Origin of the sequence: Candidatus Avelusimicrobium luingense (assembly GCF_902757105.1) — a bacterium.
GTDB classification, from domain to species: Bacteria; Elusimicrobiota; Elusimicrobia; order Elusimicrobiales; family Elusimicrobiaceae; genus Avelusimicrobium; species Avelusimicrobium luingense.
This window is the reverse complement of record NZ_CACVTK010000004.1, coordinates 77,281-98,987: the sequence shown is the minus strand read 5'-3', so window position 1 is coordinate 98,987 and position 21,707 is coordinate 77,281. Positions and strand designations below refer to the sequence as shown.

At 46.1% G+C, this 21,707-nt stretch carries 19 protein-coding genes; 14 read left to right on the top strand and 5 right to left on the bottom strand.

What is annotated here, in order from left to right:
* The first annotated feature begins 13 nt into the window (after nt 1-13).
* Genes ACQY3H_RS04845 through ACQY3H_RS04825 form a run of 5 tightly spaced genes read left to right on the top strand, consistent with a single transcriptional unit; the run spans nt 14 to nt 8,260 of the window.
* Nucleotides 14-2,143, top strand: coding sequence for a penicillin-binding protein 1A (locus ACQY3H_RS04845; protein WP_428075421.1), 2,130 nt, complete (start codon nt 14-16; stop codon nt 2,141-2,143).
* A 20-nt stretch (nt 2,144-2,163) separates the two neighbouring features.
* Nucleotides 2,164-5,307, top strand: a complete 3,144-nt coding sequence (locus ACQY3H_RS04840; RefSeq protein WP_428075419.1) for a transcription-repair coupling factor — start codon at nt 2,164-2,166, stop codon at nt 5,305-5,307.
* Between the two features lie 12 nt (nt 5,308-5,319).
* Nucleotides 5,320-6,153, top strand: coding sequence for a peptidylprolyl isomerase (locus ACQY3H_RS04835; protein WP_428075417.1), 834 nt, complete (start codon nt 5,320-5,322; stop codon nt 6,151-6,153).
* The gene (locus ACQY3H_RS04830) at nt 6,137-7,294 is read left to right on the top strand and encodes a peptidylprolyl isomerase (RefSeq protein ID WP_428075415.1); all 1,158 of its coding nucleotides are present in this window, start codon (nt 6,137-6,139) and stop codon (nt 7,292-7,294) included. Before ACQY3H_RS04835 ends, ACQY3H_RS04830 begins: the two co-directional genes overlap by 17 nt.
* A gap of 54 nt (nt 7,295-7,348) precedes the next feature.
* Complete coding sequence (locus ACQY3H_RS04825; RefSeq protein WP_428075413.1) at nt 7,349-8,260, top strand: PdxA family dehydrogenase; 912 nt, start codon at nt 7,349-7,351, stop codon at nt 8,258-8,260.
* Here ACQY3H_RS04825 and ACQY3H_RS04820 read toward each other — a convergent pair.
* Entirely contained in the window at nt 8,257-8,802 is a 546-nt protein-coding gene (locus ACQY3H_RS04820) for a type IV pilin protein (RefSeq protein WP_428075411.1), read from the bottom strand. The two genes, ACQY3H_RS04825 and ACQY3H_RS04820, sit on opposite strands and share 4 nt — an antisense overlap.
* Nucleotides 8,803-8,945: 143 nt before the next feature.
* Here ACQY3H_RS04820 and ACQY3H_RS04815 point away from each other — a divergent pair, with 143 nt between their 5' ends.
* From ACQY3H_RS04815 to ACQY3H_RS04795, 5 genes are read left to right on the top strand one after another with little or no spacing between them, the layout of a single operon-like run.
* On the top strand, nt 8,946-9,401 hold the full coding sequence (locus ACQY3H_RS04815) for a type IV pilin protein (protein WP_428075409.1): 456 nt from the start codon (nt 8,946-8,948) through the stop codon (nt 9,399-9,401).
* A gap of 29 nt (nt 9,402-9,430) precedes the next feature.
* Nucleotides 9,431-10,132: a biotin--[acetyl-CoA-carboxylase] ligase gene (locus ACQY3H_RS04810; RefSeq protein WP_428075407.1), complete on the top strand. Its 702-nt coding sequence runs from the start codon at nt 9,431-9,433 to the stop codon at nt 10,130-10,132.
* Nucleotides 10,129-10,350, top strand: a complete 222-nt coding sequence (locus ACQY3H_RS04805; protein WP_428075405.1) for an OadG family protein — start codon at nt 10,129-10,131, stop codon at nt 10,348-10,350. The genes ACQY3H_RS04810 and ACQY3H_RS04805 overlap by 4 nt, the downstream gene beginning before the upstream one ends.
* Nucleotides 10,351-10,374: 24 nt before the next feature.
* A complete protein-coding gene (locus tag ACQY3H_RS04800) occupies nt 10,375-12,171 on the top strand; it encodes a biotin/lipoyl-containing protein (protein WP_428075403.1) in 1,797 nt (598 codons plus the stop codon).
* A gap of 8 nt (nt 12,172-12,179) precedes the next feature.
* Entirely contained in the window at nt 12,180-13,343 is a 1,164-nt protein-coding gene (locus ACQY3H_RS04795; RefSeq protein ID WP_428075401.1) for a sodium ion-translocating decarboxylase subunit beta, read from the top strand.
* 168 nt (nt 13,344-13,511) lie between these two features.
* Here the strand turns inward: ACQY3H_RS04795 and nth are convergent, their stop codons facing one another.
* The 4 genes from nth to ACQY3H_RS04775 are packed head-to-tail and all read right to left on the bottom strand — an operon-like array spanning nt 13,512 to nt 16,617.
* Complete coding sequence (nth, locus tag ACQY3H_RS04790) at nt 13,512-14,156, bottom strand: endonuclease III (protein ID WP_428075399.1); 645 nt, start codon at nt 14,154-14,156, stop codon at nt 13,512-13,514.
* Nucleotides 14,149-14,955 carry a metal ABC transporter permease gene (locus tag ACQY3H_RS04785; protein WP_428075397.1) on the bottom strand — a complete coding sequence of 269 codons (807 nt, stop codon included), beginning with the start codon at nt 14,953-14,955 and terminating at the stop codon, nt 14,149-14,151. The genes nth and ACQY3H_RS04785 overlap by 8 nt, the downstream gene beginning before the upstream one ends.
* Nucleotides 14,948-15,739: a metal ABC transporter ATP-binding protein gene (locus ACQY3H_RS04780; protein WP_428075395.1), complete on the bottom strand. Its 792-nt coding sequence runs from the start codon at nt 15,737-15,739 to the stop codon at nt 14,948-14,950. Before ACQY3H_RS04780 ends, ACQY3H_RS04785 begins: the two co-directional genes overlap by 8 nt.
* Nucleotides 15,727-16,617, bottom strand: coding sequence for a metal ABC transporter substrate-binding protein (locus ACQY3H_RS04775; RefSeq protein WP_428075393.1), 891 nt, complete (start codon nt 16,615-16,617; stop codon nt 15,727-15,729). Before ACQY3H_RS04775 ends, ACQY3H_RS04780 begins: the two co-directional genes overlap by 13 nt.
* Nucleotides 16,618-16,687: 70 nt before the next feature.
* Between ACQY3H_RS04775 and ACQY3H_RS04770 the strand changes: the two genes are divergently transcribed.
* From ACQY3H_RS04770 to ACQY3H_RS04755, 4 genes are all read left to right on the top strand, one after another.
* On the top strand, nt 16,688-17,581 hold the full coding sequence (locus ACQY3H_RS04770; RefSeq protein WP_428075391.1) for a DMT family transporter: 894 nt from the start codon (nt 16,688-16,690) through the stop codon (nt 17,579-17,581).
* 100 nt (nt 17,582-17,681) lie between these two features.
* Nucleotides 17,682-18,551, top strand: a complete 870-nt coding sequence (locus tag ACQY3H_RS04765; RefSeq protein ID WP_428075389.1) for a DUF4912 domain-containing protein — start codon at nt 17,682-17,684, stop codon at nt 18,549-18,551.
* Between the two features lie 2 nt (nt 18,552-18,553).
* Complete coding sequence (locus ACQY3H_RS04760) at nt 18,554-20,176, top strand: glycoside hydrolase family 57 protein (protein ID WP_428075387.1); 1,623 nt, start codon at nt 18,554-18,556, stop codon at nt 20,174-20,176.
* Nucleotides 20,177-20,345: 169 nt separating this feature from the next.
* Nucleotides 20,346-21,662: a hypothetical protein gene (locus tag ACQY3H_RS04755; protein WP_428075385.1), complete on the top strand. Its 1,317-nt coding sequence runs from the start codon at nt 20,346-20,348 to the stop codon at nt 21,660-21,662.
* Nucleotides 21,663-21,707: the final 45 nt, after the last annotated feature.

Genomic DNA, 21,707 nt, shown 5'->3' with positions numbered 1-21,707 from the left:
ATAATTTGTATATATGGCCCGAAAAAGTTTTTTCTTTTCTAAACCGTTTATTTTTACTGCGCTAGCCGGACTGTTCGTTTTGATTTTAGTAAGCGCAGTATTTATGCGTTATATTTTCTCGGGCTTGCCACCGGTATATGAGATGGAAGAATATACCCCGTCTTTAACCACCAAAGTGTACGACCGTAACAACCAGTTAATTCACGAATTTTCCATTGAAAAACGCAGCATGGTACCGTTGGAAGATATTCCGGTAGATTTACAAAATGCCGTCGTCGCCATGGAAGACCGCGATTTCTTCAAACATGCCGGATTTTCCATTCGCGGTATTATCCGCGCGTTACTGCATGACTTAATTACCGGACGCGCTAAACAAGGGGCCTCTACGTTAACGCAACAACTTTCGCGCGGTGTGTTTTTAACGCAAGAGAAAAAACTAATCCGTAAAATCCGCGAGATTATTTTGGCTATTCAAATTGAGCATAAATTCAGCAAGCGCGAAATTTTACAACTTTACTTAAACGAAATTTATTTAGGCAGCGGAGCGTATGGCGTCAAAGCGGCCGCCAAAAAATACTTTGACAAAGATTTATCCGAACTTACCACCGGTGAGGCCGCTTTGCTTGTTGGGTTAATTCCGGCTCCGGGGCGTTACAATCCTTTTGCCAACCCCGAACTGGCCCGCCAACGCCGCAACTTAGTATTAGATGTCATGTACGAACAAAATTACATTTCGCAAGAGGAACTGGAAAAGGCCAAGACCGAACCTCTCCCGGTCAAACCGCCGCAACTGGAAAAGAAACCGGGGCAATACTTTATTGAATATATCCGCCGTATTTTAGAGCCCAAATACGGCATGGACGTATTATGGAAAGCCGGGCTGAACATTTATACTACATTAGATATTGACCAACAAGCCAAAGCGGAAGAAATCATGAACCGCAAGTTGCAAGAGTATGATGAACAAGTGGCTAAAGGGCTCGGTATAGAAATTGACCCCAACGACTCGGAAGCCGATGCACCAAACCCCAATCAAGACGAAGAAGAAACCCCGGCAGAAGAACGCACCGATTATCCCCGTCTACAAGGGGCCTTTATGGTGCGTGATGTTAAGTCCGGCGCGGTGCGGGTGCTAGTGGGCGGACGCGAATTTGACGAAAGCAAATTCAACCGCGCCACCCAAGCCAAACGCCAACCGGGTTCGTCTTTCAAACCCTATGTATGGATGGCCGCCTTGCAAAAAGGATACACGCCCGCGACACTTGTTAAAGATTTGCCCACCATGTTCTATTACGACGGACGCAACTGGCGCACTTTTAATGAAAATGCCGATTTATATTCCTTAGATTTAGCCAAACAATCTTTTATTGCCAGCAAAGATTTTAATGTGTGGGTTCCGCAAAACTACGGTGGCAAGAGTGAAGGGTGGGTAACGCTGCGCAAAGGGTTGGAAAAATCTAAAAACTTAGTAGCGGTCAATTTAATTGATGCCGTTTCCCCCAAAGCCGTTATTGCCGTAGCGCGCAAAGCCGGGTTAACGGCCAAACTGCCCAACGTTCCGGCCTTAGCTTTAGGGGTAAGCGTCGTGGAAATGGACGAACATTTAGCCGCTTTAACTACTTTTGCCAACGGCGGTATCCACACCGATAACTATTATATAGAGCGCGTGGAAGACGCTAACGGACGCATTTTAGAACAACATATCCCGGTAGAAACCGCTGCGTTCTCTCCGCAACATTCTTATTTACTTATCAATATGATGAAAGGCGTAACCCAACGCGGAAGCGGTGCGTATGTAGCACGGCTTGGGCGTAACATCGCCGGAAAAACCGGAACGACACAAAGTCACCGCGATATGTGGTTTGTCGGTATGACACCGCACACCGCAGCCGCCGCATGGATGGGATATGATGATGATACTTCCCACGAAAACGGTGCCCGCTTTACCGGAAGCACCACGGCACGCTGGTGGACGGAAATTATGGAACAGATTTTGAAAGATGAACCCAATGATGATTTTGCCGTTCCGGAAGGAATTTCATTCTCGTATATCAATCCCATTACCGGCAAATTGGCTACGCCGGCCGACCGCAATAAATTTTTAGAAGCCTTTATCACCGGAACGGAACCGGAAAGTTTTTAATTTAACTGAATTATCCGCGTATGAAGGATACCCAACCGCCGTTTTCTTCTTTTATTTACGGGCTACCCAATGGGGCGGCTAAGGCGTATTTTATCTGCCGGGAAATTTTACCCACCTCGCCAAAAACGGTTTTGGTAACCGAAAATGACAGCGATGATATTGAAGCCGCCGCACGCGAATTTTCCCCGGAAAACACGCAAATCCTTACTTTCCCGCCCACAGATAACGGGCGCATCGCCGCCTTGTATCAATTACTTATCGCCCCCAAAAATTTCCAATTTATCATAACTGATTATGCGGGGCTGACTGCGGCGTTACCGACACGCCATGAATTTGAAACCCGCTTGCTGACACTTCGGCGCGGACAAACGATCCGCCGCCAAGAATTGGTAGATACGTTAGAGCAGATCGGTTATACGCGTGAAGATTATACAGAAAGCCCCGGACAATATGCCGTGCGCGGCAGCGTAGTAGATATTTTTTCTGCACAAGAACCGTTACCCTTGCGGTTATACTTTTCCGGCAACCGATTAGAAATGATTAGTGCTTTTGATTTGGATACCAAAAACACTAAAAACCAAACAGATAGCGTCGTTATTTTACCGCTCGGCTTTGAACAAACTCCGGCTACGCTGGCCGATTACCTTTCCGGCGCGGTCTGGTTATTTGACGAACCGGACAGTTCCTTTGATTTTACCGCCCACCCCAATGCACGTTTTATTACTCAACTGCCCCGCGAGGGGGCCCATAATGCAGGCCTAAAATCGCCGGTAAGTTTCCAAGCCAATATGGAACTGGCGGACCGTGAAATTTTCCAACTGCAACAGCAAGGGTACCGGGTACAAATTTGTTGTCTTAACCGCGGCGAACTGGACCGTATCGGTACGTTGTTAGCCGACCAACCGCACGCCGGGAAAGTGCCACTGGTTATTTCTTCGTTAACGCAAGGGTTTTATAGTCCGAAAGACAAACTCGCCTTTATTACTTCTAACGATTTACTCAACCGACGTTATAATGCAACGCGCGTATTAAACCGTTTTGATGTAGAAGGAGCCAAACGGGTCCGTTTCAAAGAATTGCAAGCGGGAGATTATGTCGTTCACCAAGAGCATGGTATCGGGCGGTATTTAGGGTTAGAGATTATGGATAAAGACGAAAACCCTACCGATTGCCTGATTATAGAGTACCGCCGCGGCAGCCGCTTATATGTACCAATGTATGATTTCAAAAAAGTACAAAAATATATCGGTGTAGGCGGCAAGCGGCCTACGTTATCAGTTTTGGGCGGCATCAAATGGCAAGAAGTTAAAAAACATGTCAAAGAAGAGGCGCAAAAAACGGCCCAGGAAATTTTGAAATTAGAGGCCTTGCGCCAAGCCACGCCCGCCCCCGATTTACCCGGAGACGCGCGCATGGAACGGGAATTTGCAGACTCTTTCCCTTATATCTTAACTCCGGGGCAGGAACAAGCCATTTCCCAAACGCTGCACGATTTATCCCTTTCCAAACCGATGGACCGAATTTTAGTGGGTGATGTGGGCTTTGGCAAAACCGAAGTAGCCATGCGGGCTGCGCTCAAAACGGTTCTATCGGGCAAACAAGTAATGATGTTATCCCCCACCACTATTTTAACCGCCCAACATTATAAAACATTTACTAAACGCATGGCGGGGTTTCCGGTCAACGTGCGTATGCTGTGCCGTTTCCAAACGCCAAAAGAACAAAAAGAAGTAGTACAGGAAATCCGCAACGGGCTGTGTGATATTATTATCGGTACGCACCGCCTGTTAAGTAAAGACATTGCTTTCAAAAATTTAGGGCTGGTGATTATTGATGAAGAACACCGTTTCGGAGTCAAACAAAAAGAAAAAATACGCGCCAAATGCGCCGGTGTCCATTCGCTGATGTTAAGCGCCACGCCCATTCCGCGTACGCTCAACCAATCGCTTTCGTCTTTGCGCGACATTTCGCTCATAGACACTCCCCCGCGCGGGCGCACGCCGATACAAACCGTTGTTACTCCGTGGAACGATGAATTAGCCGCCTCGGCTATCTCGCGTGAAATCGCCCGCGGTGGACAAGTCTATTATGTATATAATAGCGTACAAAGCATGCAATCGCGCGAATTACTACTCAAAAAATTAGTGCCGCATGCGCGCATTTGTGTGGCGCACGGGCAAATGGATGAAAAAGAACTAGAACAAACATTGTGGGATTTTAACAACGGTAAATATGATGTGTTACTCGCTTCTACTATTATTGAATCGGGCTTGGATATTACTAACGCCAACACGCTGATTGTAGAAAATGCGCATAACTTCGGCCTAGCTCAACTATACCAACTGCGCGGACGTATCGGGCGGGGTAACACCAAAGCCTATTGCTATTTATTCCACCCCGATTGGTTATTCAAAAAAACGCCGCACGAAGAAAATAACTTTGCCGATCTGGCCGCCGTCCGTTGGCACGAACGCGACGAAAAAGATCCCACCGAAGCCGCTAAACAACGCTTATCTGCGCTGATGGAATTTAGCGAACTGGGCAGCGGTTTCAGGCTCGCTTTACGCGATATGGAAATACGCGGCGCAGGCGAATTATTAGGTGTTAAACAACATGGACCTATTAGCGAAGTAGGATTAAGTTTATATTGTGATTTGGTGGCGGCGGAAGTCAAAAAACTGCGCGGCGGAAAAGCCGAGCCCACTCTGCGCGCTACCGTCAATTTACCGCTGGCCGCTTATATTCCCCCCGATTACTTACCCGATGACGCAGAACGTCTAAAATATTACAAAGCGCTGATGGGTGCAGACGAAGCACAAACCCAACAACTCCTAACGCGATTAGCCGATTTGTGCGGCCCGGTACCGCCGGAAATACATAACCTGACAGCGTTATTTGCACTCAGTCAAACTGCGGGAAAATTAAATATTTATCACGTAGATTATACGGACGGCAAATTAGAATTACTTTTTGCAAGGCGCTTTCACATGCCGGAAAATTTCCCGGCAGAACTCTTCAACCGTTTCGGTGCAGCGCACGTCGCATTTACAAAATCACATAGCGGAGATGGGGTGTTACTGACCCCTCCGCCCGAAAAAACACCTTTAGATTTCGCGCGCGAAACAGTAACTTTTTTAAGCACGCTACTTAAACTGCAAAAATGATATAGTATTACTATGAAGTATTTACGACTGGGTTGTATCGTGTCCGTTTTATTTTTGACCGCTTGTACCCAACAAGAGGGAACTTCTGTTGTGTGGGAAAAAACCACGAGCAAACAAGATGTCCCCACGATTACCGAGGCAGATGTACAAAAACGATTGGCTCAATTATCCAAAGAAGATACCGCCTTTGCAAGCACCCCTATCGGGCATCAAAATTTACTACAAATTATTCTGCGTGAAAAACTGATTGAAGCAGACGCCCTTGCGCAAGGGTTGAATCGCTCGCCCGATTACCAAAAATTTTCCACCGATAAACGCATGCAACTAAACGAAATTTATCAGGCTTATACACATCAGTTATTAGAAGATTTATGGTACGAAAAACAACGCACGGACGGAGTCTTAAAAGTAACGGATCAAGAAATTGAGGAATATTATAAACAATATCCTTATGAAATGACCGTTCAACAAATCATTGTAGATAATGCCCAAACTGCCGACGAAGTATTACGCACGCTGAAAAGTTATCCTTCGCGCTGGAACGATATGTCGCGTAAATATAATATCGCGCCGGAAGCCCTCCGCAACAGCCAATTTACTTTTATGCCCGGTGAGTTTTTGCCGGAAATTGAAGTGATTGCCGCCAATTCCGTAGTCGGCAGCGTACAAGGTTTTATCAAAACCGCGTTTGGATTTCATATAATAAAGAAGACGAAAGAAAGACGGCTTTCAAAAGAAGATGCTGCGCCGCGTATCCGCGCAGTGTTAGAAAATAAGAAGTTGGACAAAGCCATCGAAACATTACAAAAAAAATACGAGGTAGTTATTTATGCACAAAACGAATAAATACATAGGGGCTATTCTGGCAGCCCTATTAGTCAGTTTCAATGTGAACGCCAAAGTATTGGAAGGTTCCGTTGCCACCGTTAACGGGCGGCCGATTTTGGCGTCTGAGTATAATGCGTATTTACAAGGGGTATTAGACCAATATCAAGCCACTATGCCCCAAGCCCTTGAGCAACCGCATGCCAAAGATATTTTAGGCAAAGAAGTATTGCAAGAACTCATTACCAAGGAATTATTATTCCAAGCCGCCGAAGAAGCCAAAATACAAGTAAAAGATTCCGAAATTGATGCCGGCATCAACGAAATCAAAGCCCGGTTTATCATTGACGAAAAAACCGGCAAAGAAGATAAAGCCGGCGCCGACAAACGCTTTAACGAAGCCCTTAAAAAACAAAACATGACGTTAAAACGCTACAAAGAAAAAATCAAAAAAGAAGTAGCGGTACGTAAACTGATGACGGAACAACTCACCAAAACCGTCAAACCGGTACAAGAAGCCGACGTCAAAGCCTTGTTTGATAACGTACAAGCCGTCTTGAAAAACGACACCAAAAAGATGAAAGCACTTGAAAAGAAAGATCCGGCTAAATTGGAAGAAGCCCAAGCCATCGCGGCCAAACTCAAACAACTCACCGCCGAGCAAGTGCGTATCGGACATATTTATTTAGCCGTTACGAAAGACATGAAACCGGCCGACGTCAAAAAGAAAGAAGAACTGGCCAAACAAATCAAAAAAGAATTGGATAACGGGTTAGATTTTTCTGCCGCCGTTCAAAAATACACCGAAGATAAAGCCGCTCTTGCCAGCGGAGGCGACATGATTTTAATTAAAGGCATTGCCCCGAAAGAGATTGACGAAAAAGCCTTCACGTTAGCCGTGGGCAAAGTCAGCGCGCCGATTAAAACCGACCTCGGTTTTCATATTATTAAAGTAAAAGAAAAACGCGCCGAACGCACCGTAGAATTTAACGATATTGCCCAACAACTCGGCCAATATATTGCCCAACAACGTGTGCAAGAAGCCATGGGCGAATATGTCAAAGGGTTAAGCGACAAAGCCGATATCAAAATTACCAAAACATTTGATATGGACAAAGAAGCCCCCAAAGCCGAAGGCAAAAAAGAAGAAGTAAAAAAATAGTTTTTAATTTACCGCCCCTTTATCCAAACAGATAGAGGGGCGGTTTTATTTTGTATGAAAAAACCACTCGTCTTAATTACCGCCGGAGATCCGCTGGGTATCGGCCCGGAAATTACCGTTCGCGCTTTGCAGAACCTGCAAGTACGGCGCAGTTGTACGCCGGTAGTTATCGGCGAGCCGACTTCGCTTTTGCGCGCCGGGTGGACGGATAAATTAGGCCGTTTAATTGCCGTAGAAAGTATCAAAAAATTACCCACTAAACACGCCCCCAGCCGCGTGGGCGGAGCGGTTTCTTTTCAGGCAGTCAAATTAGGAATTAAACTATCGTTGCAACACCATGTTCCATTAGTAACCGCACCTATTTCCAAACAAAGTTGGACGTTGGCAGATGTGCCTTTTACGGGCCACACCGAACTCTTGCGTCATGCCACCCAATCAGACGGGCTTATGATGTTTGTCAGCGAACATTTACGTTGTGCGCTAGTTACCGAACATTTTGCGCTGGCCCACTTGCCGCTTTCCAAAAAGCGCGTGGAAGAAACAGCCCTTCACTTTTGTCAAGCACTCAAAAATTTAGGAATTAAAACACCAAAAATAGGGCTTTGCGCCGTTAATCCGCATGCGGCCGACAACGGCAAATTCGGCACCGAAGAAAATGAAATCTTACGCCCCGCGATAAAAAATTTACGGCGAAAAGGCCTAAAAATAGAAGGGCCTATTGCGTCAGACGCGGCGTGGTTGGCTCACCTAAAAGGCCAATACGACGGCCTACTTTGCACCTATCATGATCAGGCCTTACTCGGTCTAAAATTAGCCGCCAAAAAACCGATTGTTCATTTAACAGCGGGGCTGCCGTTTTTGCGCACTTCCCCCGCGCACGGCACCGCATTTGATATTGCAGGCAAAAAAATAGCCGACCCACAAAGTATGGTATCGGCTATCCTGTTTGCAGTAAAAAAGAATTAGTGAATCTTATACACCGTACCGGTCCCGATTCGCGAATTGACCGCAGAGAAAGCTTCCCCGGTTACCACCGTTCCGCCTAAACTTTTGCACACTTTATTGGCGATATCACCGTTAGCCACGCAACGGATTTCCCCCGGGTGGGCCGAATTATCCAACCACATCAAATAAGCCAATTTAATGTTAGTATCCATACCGGCTACGGTTAACTGTCCGCTATCCATCCGGTCAAAATAAATTCCGTTCGGGCAAATAATCCAACTGGTGCCGTCGTGTCCGCTACAATCGGTGGCCACTTCCACCGCAAAGCCGACGTCGGTGGCACTGTCGCCGTCCGGCGGATAACCGCCGTTAGCCATATGATATATTTCCATACCCTCTTTCATGGCTTTTACGGTGGGAATCAGTTTAGTAAATTTACTTTTGGCAACCGCCACTTGATATTGCGGCAAAGCCACCGAGGCTAAAATACCGATAATAAGCACTACTACTAAAAGTTCGATTAACGTAAATCCGCTCACTGCGTCCGACATATTGGTTTTCATAAAAATGCTCCCTTTTACTACTTCACATCGTTTTATAAAATCTAGCAATAAAAAAAACCTCTGTCAAGTATTTTAGCGGTTGCATCGTTTATACAAAAAAGCAATAATATAGTTACACAAATCAAAAAACAAGGAAAACTTTTATGAAAAATAATCAAGCCTTTACCCTTATTGAATTGTTAGTGGTAGTTTTAATTATCGGTATATTGGCAGCGGTAGCACTCCCCCAATATCAAAAAGCGGTGGAAAAGGCCCGCATGAGCGAAGGCATTACTTTAGTAGAATCTATTGCCAAAGCCAATGATATATACAAAATCGCTTCCGGCGATTATACCAATAACATTGCCGATTTGGATATTGAATACCCGGGCGAATTAGCCAACTATTGCGGCATTGTTTCTAAAAAAACAAAAAACTTTGAAGTAACCGCCAGTAATTGCGTGGGAGACCAACACTTAAAAGCCCTTGCCCAACGGATTCCTGCCGGTGAGAAATATGCTTTAACTATTTATTTCAGCGGAGCCAGATCCTGTGTGCTTTATGCCAAAGCATCCACTTACGAACGGCAACTCTGCAACGCTTGGGCCGCCGGGCAGTAAACCCACTCCTAATTTGATATAATATCTACATGAGCCGGTTGCTACATTTAGACGAGGTAGATTCTACCAATACGTACTTAAAAACGCACCGGGCCGAATTGTCCCATGCTACCGTGGTATATGCCGACAAACAAACCGCCGGCCGCGGCCGTTATGACCGCACGTGGGTATCACAAGCGGGTGGACTTTATTTTTCCGTTCTTTTAAAACCGCCGTACAATCCTTTTTTACCCAACTTAACCCAACTGATGGCTGTAAGTATTTGTAAAGCGTTGGAACAATTTTCGCTAACGCCCACTATCAAGTGGCCCAATGATGTGCAAATAAACGGCCAAAAAATCAGCGGTATTTTAAGTGAAGCCGTTTTTGATAAAACTGTTTTTCAAGCCGTTATATTAGGAGTGGGTATTAACGTTAATCAAACCGATTTGGAACACGTCGGGCAACCGGCTACGTCGCTTAAATTAGCGGGCGTGCAAACAACCCGCGAAACGGTGTTGGAAAACGTCTTGCACTTTTTTTGGCAAGATTATCCGGCCTTATGCGAAAAAGGATTTGAAACGATTTTTGCCGCATATACCAAACGCTTTGCGGCATTAGGTAAAGAAATTACCGTCAAAGACGGCGATAAAACAATTTTTGGCAGGGTGGAAGGAATTTCCCCGCGCGGTACTTTATTACTGCAAACCGCCCAAGGCCCAAAAGAAATATATATAGGAGATGTATTATGAGTGCAGATAGTTTAATTTTGCAAGCACTTAACATTACCGTTATCGGTATGCTGATTGTGTTTTCGTTCTTAATCTTGCTGATTTGCATGATGAAGATTTTAGGCGCGTTTGTAGCGTGGATGGAAAAGAAATTTCCGGATGCTGTCCCCGCCGCTGCCGGAGCGGATAATGCGCTCTTGGCCGTTGCTATTGCCACTGCAAAAAGATTTTCAAAATAATTTATAAAAGGAAATAAAAACACTATGAAAAAAATTAACTTTATGCTCACTGCGTTTCGCGACGGATTTCAATCCGTTTACGGTGCGCGCGTACTCACCAAAGACTTTATGCCCGCGGTAGAAGCGGCCCGCCACGCCGGAATTTCCCACATGGAATTTGGCGGCGGTGCGCGCTTTCAGGCGTTGTTCTTTTACTGCAACGAAAACGCCTTTGATATGATGGACACTTTCCGCAAAACCGCCGGACCGGATGCCAACTTGCAAACCTTGGCCCGCGGTGTCAACGTAGTGGGGCTTGACAGCCAATCTTCCGATGTCATCAAAGCCCATGCCGAACTTTTCAAAAAACACGGCACCACCACCATTCGCAACTTTGATGCATTAAACGATGTGAACAATTTAATCTATTCCGGCCAATGTATCCACGACGCCGGGCTTAAACACGAAATCTGCGTAACCATGATGTCCTTGCCTGACGGTTGGGACACCACCGGCAAAATTCATACGGCTGTATTTTACGAAAAAGTACTTAAAGATATTTTGAAATCGGGCGTTCCGTTTGACTCCGTTTGTTTCAAAGACGCTTCCGGTACTTCTACGCCTAAAACCGTCGGCGAAACCATTGCCATGGCGCGCCGCGTTTTACCGCAAGGCACCAAAATTGTTTTCCACACGCACGAAACCGCGGGGAACTCTATTGCCTGCTGTTTAGAAGCCATTAAAGCGGGGGCGGACTCGTTAGATTTATCCATGAAGCCCGTTTCCGGCGGCACCTGCCAACCCGATATTTTAACGATGTGGCATGCCTTACGCGGTACGGAATATACGTTAGATATTGACCCGAAGAAAATTCAAGAAGCCGAAAACGTGTTCCAAGATTGCATGAGCAAATACTTCTTGCCGCCCGAGGCCACCAAAGTCAACCCGATTATTCCGTTCTCGCCGTTGCCCGGCGGTGCGTTAACCGCCAACACGCAAATGATGCGCGACAACGGCACCTTTGACAAATTCCCCGAAGTCGTTAAAGCAATGGGCGAATGTGTAAAACTCGGCGGATTCGGTACGTCCGTAACTCCTGTTTCGCAATTCTATTTCCAACAAGCATATGCTAACGTTATGTTTGGCCCGTGGAAAAAAATTACGGAAGGGTACGGCAAAATGGTACTCGGTTATTTTGGTAAAACTCCGGTCAAAGCCGATCCGGAAATTGTCAAAATCGCGAGCGAACAATTAAAACGCGAACCCACCGACAAAACGCCGCTTGAAATCAATGACGCCGACCCGAAGAAAGGCTTAAAAGTGGCAGAAGCCAAACTCAAAGAAGCCGGACTTCCTGTAACCGATGAAAATAAATTTATCGTCGCCACGTGTGCCGACAAAGGGCTTATGTACTTAAAAGGCGAAGCCAAAGTGAACGGTATTCGCTGGGCGGCGGATGCTAAACCGGCTACCAAACAAGAAGGCCCGGTCAGCGTAACCGTGGAAGGCAAAACGTACACCGTGTCTTTTGAAAATGACTCCACTGCTGTCGTCAACGGCAAACGCTACAATGTGGGCGTCGGTGCGGCGGCAAACACGCCGGCCGCAACCAAAGCCGCAACGGGCGGAGCCGGTGCTACCGTCAATGCACCTGTACCCGGTGCGGTACTACGCTTTAGCGTCAAAGAAGGCGATAATGTAGCCGAAGGGCAAGAAATTCTCGTCATGGAAGCGATGAAGATGGAAACCCCGGTTGCCGCTACGACCGCCGGAACGGTACACTTTGTTGTTAAACAAGGCGACCAAGTACAAACGGGCCACGCATTAGCTGAGATTAAATAGGAGTTGCTATGGACTTTGCACAAGCATTTAATCAAATTTGGCAAACAACGGGTATTTACTCCGTTTCGTGGCAACAATTAGTCATGATTGCCGTTTGCTGTTTCTTGTTGTGGCTCGGCATTAAAAAACAGTTTGAGCCGCTGCTTCTCGTGCCGATTGCCTTTGGCGGATTACTGGCCAATATCCCCATGCCGGTTGGCGAAGAAATCGCCGGGCCGAACGGCTTTTTAGGCATTGTATTTAACGCCGGGATCAATACGGGATTATTCCCGCTGTTTATCTTTATGGCAGTTGGCGCGATGACAGACTTTGGGCCGCTGATTGCTAACCCCAAAATGGCATTACTGGGCGGTGCGGCGCAGTTTGGTATTTTTGCTACGCTTATTGGTGCAGTAGGTTTATCGTACGTTTACATCGGCGATAACCAACTGTTTGCCTTTGGCTTAAAAGAAGCCGCTTCCATTGGTATTATCGGCGGGGCGGACGGCCCGACATCTATTTATTTGACGTCACGTTTGGCACCCGATTTACTCGGAGCCATTGCCGTAGCCGCTTATTCATATATGGCGCTCGTGCCGATTATCCAACCGCCTATTATGAAACTTTTGACCACCGATGCCGAACGCAAAATCCGCATGACGCAATTGCGCCCGGTATCTAAACGTGAAAAAATCTTGTTCCCGATTGTTATTTTGTTACTGTGCGCGTTGTTGTTGCCGTCTGCCGCACCGTTAATCGGGGCACTAACGTTTGGTAACTTGGTCAAAGAATCGGGCGTAGCCGAACGCTTGAGCAAAACTTTGCAAAACGAATTTTGCAATATCGTTACTATTTTGCTCGGGTTGTCCGTAGGATCCAAATTACAGGCCGATCACTTTTTAGTTACCGAAACACTTGGTATTTTGGTACTGGGTATTATTGCGTTCTCTATTGCCACCGCGTCAGGTGTGCTATTGGCTAAACTGATGAACGTATTTAGCAAAACAAAAATCAACCCGCTTATCGGTTCCGCAGGCGTATCTGCCGTACCGATGGCCGCACGCGTATCTAACAAAGTAGGGCTTGAATATGACAAGCAAAACTACTTGTTAATGCACGCGATGGGCCCCAACGTAGCGGGAGTCATCGGCAGCGCAGTAGCGGCCGGTGTATTACTGGCGTTGTTAAAATAAAAACAATCGTATCCTTATAAATATACAAGCAAGGCCGCAAACACATGATTTGCGGCCTTGTTTGCGTATTTCCGATATTCCAACCGAATTTATCCATTGAATTGACAAAGAAAAAAATTCTAAAGGGAACTTCTCTGGGGAATTTTCACAGCGTGTAGGCCTATACACTCAACTAATTTTCACACCGCGTTTAGCACAGTATTTTGCAAGTGTGCATTTGTCGCACGCAGGTTTTCGCGCCGGGCAAATATTGCGTCCGTGTAAAATAAGCGCAATCGCCACCCACCCCCAATACTTATACGGAATAAGTTTTGTCAGGTCTTTTTCCACTTTAACGGGATCTGTTTGTTTGGTAAGTCCCAGCCGAAACGCCAAGCGTTTGACGTGCGTATCCACCACAATACCCGCGGGTTTTTTGAAATAATCGCCGAGCATCACATTGGCCGTTTTGCGCGCCACGCCGCGAAGCGTCAGCAAATCATCCATCGTTTGCGGGACTTCGCCGCCGTACACATCACAAATGCGCTTGGACATTTCTATCAAAGAAAGGGCTTTGCTATGATAAAAACCCGCCGAGTGGATAATTTTTTCCACATCTTTAATATCGGCTTTGGCTAAATCATACACGGTAGGGTATTTTTTGAATAAATGCGGTGTAATGGTGTTCACGCGCGCGTCGGTACACTGGGCCGATAAAATAACGGCACATAATAACTCCCACGCGCTTTTGTGGTGCAAAGGGATCACATGTTTGGGATATAGTTTTTTTAATTCTTTTAGCAGCTGCTCAACGGGAAGTTGCTTGTTATTCACGGCCCACCCCTTTGCATACATAGCATGCCGCCAAAACAATCAAATTGACTAAAATAATCGCCGCGCCCGACGGGATATTAAGCACGAACGACCCATACACCCCTACCCACACGCTGGCCACCGCAAAAACGGCGGACAGCCATAATACTTGCTTAAACGTACGCGAGACAAGTAGCGCACTGACGGGCGGAATAATAATAAGGGCGGAAATCAAAAAGATACCTACTACCTTAAACGATAGCACTACGGCTACGGACGTAATCAGTACAAGGGCCGTATTGACCGTGTGCGTAGGAACACCGCGCGTATGGGCAAAAGATTCATCAAAGCACGTCGCCACAAGTAAACGGTAAAAAGCCAAAATTCCCCCCGCCACTATGGCAAGCAATACACCACACAAGAGGGCTTCACCTACGGTGACCGTTAAAATACTGCCGAATAAATAACCCAGCAAATCGGTATTAAACCCACCGGCCAGTGCCGTCAAAAGCAACCCGACAGATAACCCCGCCGCACTTACAATACCGATAGCCGCATCCCCGTAAATTTTGAATTTTTGTGTCAGTTTCATAATTCCCAAAGACGCCGCCATCACTACCGGGATAGACACATACACCGGGCTTGCACCCATCAGTAATGCTACCGCCACCCCCGTCAAACACACGTGGCTCATGCCGTCGCCGATTAAAGACAATCGCTTGAGCACCAAAAATACACCTAAAAGCGCACACGCGGCGGCCACCAAACTCCCTGCCACCAACCCGCGTTGCACAAAACCATAACTTAAAAACTCAATCATGGTGGCACTCCTTACAGTTAGCCCCGAGCGGACAATGCCCGTGCGTATTATGTAAATGGTCAATAGTATGTTGGGCAAAGGGGCCTAATTTTTTGGCAACGGCCGCCGAGTGGCAAAATTCTTCTTTCGTGCCGAAAAACACAAGCGATTTATCCACATACATAAATTTAGAAATATATTTTCCCACTTCGCCCGTATCGTGCGTAATCAGTAAAATGGTGGTATGATATTTGGTATTAAGTTCGCCCAGTAAATCAAAAAACATTTCGCGAGACTGGGCATCCAACGCGGTGGACGGCTCATCTAAAATTAAGAGTTGCGGCTTGCTGACGAGTGCCCGCGCTAAAAGAACGCGTTGTTGTTGCCCGATAGATAAATCGTTAAAAAGCCGACCTGCGTATTTGCGCGTGCGGGTTTGTTGCATAGCATCATATACTTCTTTTAATTCGTTGCGGCTGACACCGGCCCCGCGGCCGGGAAGCCCCATCAAAACAACTTCTTCGGCACAAATCGGAAAGCGGCTTTGTGCTACCGGGCTTTTTTGCGCCAAATACCCGATTTTATCCCACCCTGTAAATTTTTCCAAGGGTGTACCGAACAGGTTGATTTCTCCCTTGCCTTTTTGCAAACCAAGCAACACTTTCAGTAGCGTCGTTTTTCCGCCGCCGTTCGGGCCGATAAGGCCGATATAATCGCCCGCTTGCACCGTAAACGAAATGTTTTCCAATACGGGTAACCGAGCATAGGCAAACGTCACATTTTTCGCGTTGATTACTTCTGACATTTTAACCCCTCTTGTAAACTTGCTAAGTTCCGGTGCATCAATTCCTGATAAGTGGCCCCGCGCTTGAAATCATCCTTGGAAATATCTTCTATTGTATATAAGGGTAACAGTTGCGCTCCGGTTTCTACTGCCACCGTTTGGGCTAAACGCGGCGAAACGGCATCTTCCGTAAATAACGCTTTTACGTTAGCCGCACGGATATGTTTAACAAGTTCCGTAAGCCTTTTGGCCGAGTGTTCGCCGTCGTGCGACGACCCCGCCAGCGCGGTAAGTGCTAAATTATACCGCTTGGCAAGTGCCCCAAAAGCCAAATGACCGATATGAATAATTTCGCGGTTTTCACACGATAATAATACTTGCTTAAATTCGCCGTCCAACGCGGAAATTTCTTGGGAAAAACGGGTAAAATTTTCAGCATATAGCGAAGCGTTTTTCGGGTCAAGTTGTGATAAAGTTTCTTGCACCAGTTGTGCCATTTTGACCACATTATCAAAGTCCATCCAAACGTGCGGATCATCCGTAGGAATAACCGCATCAGCTAAAGCCACCACACGCGTATTTTCACCGGCGGCGCCCAACACGTCTTTAACCCAAGGCTCCAAGGTGGGCGAAACATAAAAAAATGCTTGCGCGTTATGCACCGCAATCAGACTTCCCGGGGACGGCTCAAAACTATGCGGTTCGGATCCGGGAGCAAGTAACATTTCCGGCGTGATACGTCCGCCGCTGATTTCGCGCACTAATATATACGGCACATAGCCCGACGTAACAACCGCGACTTGCGAAGCAGCCCTTTTCGGGGAGACCGGTTTTCGCAAACAAAACACCGCCCCTACGATTAAAATAATTACAAGCACAAATCCTAAAAATTTTTTCATCCTATATATTATACGATTTCCCACGAAATTGCGGTTATTTTACGACGCAAAATTTATTATAATAAAAAATATGAGTTATGTTTTGGCATTTTGTTTGGCCCTGTGTTGGGGAACGGCTTATTTGGCTACCAAAAACATGGTAGAAGTTCTTTCGCCGTGTTGGGGAACATTCTTTCAAGTAGTAGCTGGGCTGATATTCTTTTTATTTTTCTTTCGTTTCCGGAGGGAACATTTTCAATATCCGGTGCGTGAATTATGGAGACCGGCTCTCATTAGTTTTTTGCTGATTTTATTGCCGTTTGCGGCGCGTGCCTGGGCGTTGCAATATACCGCCCCCACCGTGGCCGGAATTTTCAACGGGACATCCCCTATATGGAGTTTTATTGCCGGCGCTATCTTGCTAAAAGGCGTAGACCGCTTTACATGGCGGCGGGCGGCAGGAGTGCTGATGGGGTTGGCGGGGATGATAGTCATTATGTATCCGCAACTACGCGCAAGCACACCCGAGAATATGATGGAGTTGTTGGGTTGCGGGGCACTGCTTATTATGGCGGTTTCGTATGGGCTGGCCAACGTACTTACCAAAAAAATCATGGTAGATAAGACTTCCATTTCGTGGCAAGCCAATACCCAATACCAATATATTTTCGCCGCGATTCTATTGTTACTGGTGGCATTAATTACCGAGCCGTTGCCGCACTTGACCGACTTTACCCCCAAAGTAATTATTTCTATTGTGTGTGCGGGGGTATTTTCTTCCGCGATTGCTTTCTTATTGATGGTAGCCTTAATCAAGCGCTGGGGCGCTACGCGTATGGCCTCGGTAACGTATATTGTTCCCATTGTGGCTATGGGAACCGATATTATCTTCCGCGGGCGAATCCCCCATACCACAGAACTGATAGGGCTGAGTTTATTATTTATCAGTTTGTGGCTCATACAAAAGAAAGTAGACGCAAAATAATTACCCCCGGTTTGTTTTCCCCTTTTTAAGGTTCAAAAATGGTATAATAATAAAGAGTAACAAAACTATCATTTTGAACTATATAAAGAGGAAAAAAATTATGGAAAACAACTTATCTTCGGGGTCACTCGTAAGAAATATACAAAAAGATATCCACGCGGAAGCTGACATCCCCGCTGGATACGGCAAAACAGAAAGTTACCTTTTGCCCAAAGACCCGGCCTGGTTATTCTTATTTTGGGAAATCACCCAAAACACATTAGATTGTGTAGCCAGCCAATACGGGCAAGAAACCTTGAATAATGCCCGCACCATTATCCGCTTGCACGACGTAACCGATGTGGAAGTATTTAACGGCGAAAATGACGTTTGCCATTATGATATGCCGGTTATTTTTGAAGCACGCAGTTGGTACATCAACGCCCCACAATCCGGCCGCAGTTATGTAGCCGATTTGGGTTATCTAACCGCTGACGGACGTTTTATTCTCGTTTCGCGCAGCAATATGACCGCGTTGCCGCCCGGCAGAGTATCCGATATTATTGACGATAAATGGATGATTGTGGAAGGTGACTTCCAAAAACTCTTAAAACTTTCCGGAGCCGATTATATCGGTTTAGGCGCCAGCGAACGCATGCAAGTAGTCAGCCAACGCTGGAAACTGACCGAACTGACACCTTCCGGCGCCCCGAGTTCGTGGTCGTCTTTCTCTTTGCATTTGGATAAAGTACAAGAAGACGAAGATATTTGGCTCAAAGCCGATTGCGAAATCATCATTTACGGATCGGCTTCCAGAAACGCCATTGTCAGTATTAACGGGAAAGACATTGAACTTAAAGAAGGCAAATTCTCCATCCGCCAGCATTTGCCGGCGGGAAGCGTGGTAGATTTGCCTATCCACGCGCGCAACGCTAAAGGCGATAAGACGCGCCATATCAACATCAAAGCGCTCCGCGAACAAGGGAAATAAGTATGGGACAAGAAAAAGGATATTTAGCACTCGTCTTACACGCGCACTTGCCGTTTATTAAACACCCGGAATATCCGGACTTTTTGGAAGAAGATTGGTTTTACGAAGCCATGGTGGAAACCTATATTCCGCTGCTTAACGTCTTTGAAAACCTGACCGAAGAAGGTACCGATTTCCGCCTGACCATGACGCTTACTCCGCCTCTTTGCAACATGATGGAAGATCCGCTCTTAGTAGAACGGTTTGCCCATTACTTAAACCAACGGGTGGAATTATCGCAAAAAGAACTCAACCGCACCCAAGGTACCGAATTTGAAGGCGTAGCGCGGATGTATTTTAACAAGTTCCGCCGTTACCAAGATTTATTTGAAAACCGCTATCATCGGCACGTCTTGCAAGGGTTCAAAAAATTCCAAGATATGGGCAAGTTGGAAATTATCACTTGCTGTGCGACACACGGTTATTTACCGCTGATGGTGCACAAAGAAAGTGTCAATGCCCAAATCAAAATTGCCGCGCATGACTACCGCAGCCGCTTTGGTAAAAATCCGCGCGGAATCTGGCTGGCCGAATGTGCCTATAATCCGGGCGATGATAAATTTTTACGTGATGAAGGAATCCGCTTCTTCTTTACGGAAGCCCATGGTATCTTGCACGGAACCCCGCGCCCCAAATATGGTATTTACGCCCCGGTGTATTGCCCGCAAACGGGCGTAGCCGCGTTTGCGCGCGATATGGAATCGGCCCAACAAGTGTGGAGTGCCGAATCGGGTTACCCCGGTGATCCGCGCTACCGCGAATTTTACCGCGACCTTGGCTACGATTTAGATTACGATTATATTAAACCGTATCTACACTCCGACGGTGTACGCCGCAATATCGGTATGAAATACCATAAAATTACCGGTAAAGTGGCCTTAAACCAAAAGCAAGCGTACGACCCGTATGCCGCACGTGAAGTGGCCGCCCAACACGCCGGAAACTTTATGTTCAACCGCCAAAAACAGATTGAATATTTAAGCACCATTATTGACCGCAAACCGCTCGTCGTTTCTATGTATGACGCGGAACTCTACGGACACTGGTGGTATGAAGGGATTGATTTCTTAGAGTATTTATTCAAAAAAATCTATTACGATCAAAACGAAATTAAACTCATTACTCCCAGCGAATATTTGGAAATGTACCCGCAAAACCAAGTGGTACAACCTTCCATGTCCTCGTGGGGCGACAAAGGATACCACGACGTATGGCTTAACAGCGGTAACGACTGGATTTACCGCCATTTGATTAAATCGTCCGAACGCATGATGGAATTGGCTAATAAATTCCCCAATGCAGACGGTTTATTGCGCCGTGCGTTAAATCAACTCGCGCGTGAACTTGTATTGATGCAATCGTCCGATTGGGCGTTCTTGATGACAACCGGTACCGCTAAAGAGTACTCTACCAAACGCACCAAAGATCACGTCAAACGGTTCAACGAATTGTATGAGCAAGTACAAGGCAACCGCATTAACGAAGGATATGTCTATGAATTGGAACAAAAAGATTCTATCTTCCAACAAATGGATTATAACGTCTATTCGTCTGCGTCCAAAGAAGCCGTCTTGCGCAAATACTAATTCAACGTTGTCATTTTCCCCCGCCTGTCTTACAGATAGGCGGGGTTTTTTATAAAAAAGTCCCAGATATACTTTAGGCCTTTTGGCCCTTGCACTTGTTTTAATTCTCGCATACAATATAAGTACCGAAGCACTATAAACCGACTATATAAACAGGGAGATTAACTCCATGAACATTTTTAATAAACAAATCGGATATATACTAATTGCCTTGCTATTAGGAGCCCTGCCGTCGGTCGCCCAGGCCCCCGAGGAAATAGCCAAGGGCGTCGGTGAAGCACTCAACACGGCTATCCGCGCTTCAGAGCGGGCGGTAGGACAAGGCACCCGAGCCGCAGAGCAAAGTGCGTATTTAATGACATCTCATGCAAACGAAACGATCACAATTCCTCTCTTACAAATAGACAAAAATGTTAAGTTTGAAGGCAGTTTATATCCCTATACATCCGATTATGTATGGCGAACTTACAAAGATGTCCAGACCGGAAAATTCGGTACCTCCCAAACACATGACATTTCCACGAATCCGGAAACACGCCGTATTGATTTGCTCCAACAAACACAGGAAACCCGCGCTTTAGAAATGCATGCAAAGGAACAAAAACTTTTCCACACGCTTACGCAGGACGGAATTGCATTATATACCGAGGCCATGCAAAGTTTGGATCCGCACTATGTTACTCCGCAATCCATAGAATGGGTACAATCACATGTGGATAAATTACCGGATTATTCTCTGCGGGAAGTATTAACCAATTCTCTTATACGCGGGGACCAAGAAACTTTCTTAAAAGACGTATCCGATTATTATGCTTTAGAAGGGGACGTTATTGATTGTGCCATCAGTTACTTAACCCGTAATCCGCACAAAATGACTATGTGGCTTAATAATATGATGTACAATCCGTTAGTTACGCCGACGTTTCGTAAACTATTCAGAAATTTCTTGTCGGCCAGTACGATTTCGGCCAACCAATCGCCTATTTTGCGCTCGTTATTAGAGAAAATCCGCGACAGTTACCAAATACGGATTTCCATAGCACAAGACCAACAAATCATTAAAGATCGTCATGACTTTTTACAAGATACTATTAAAAAGACAACCGAATTTATTGAGAGAAACGGCCGACGCCCCAGCCGAAATACATTAGATCCGGAAGAACAAATTTTAGTTTTAGATGTGGAATGGGGCTTAATCGTTATGCCGGGATATACTAATTTTGAACCGTTAATTTCCGATTTGAAGCAACTTCAAACATTGTGGGAAGCAAACGAACCGGTCTTATGGGAATATGAAAAAATGATGGAAGAACTGGAAAAGTTCTATGTGCAACATCATACGCTCCCCGGTCCGTATACCCAAGGCGGAAATGTTTCGGCCCAAGAAGCGGAGTTATATGACCAATGGATGGGATGGGCACTCAGAGACTCCAAAACCACGTATGACACCACGCTTATGCAACATAAATATAAGGTCGCTGATTAAATTTGGCAATGTATCACAAAAAAGGAACGGCTTAAAAAACCGTTC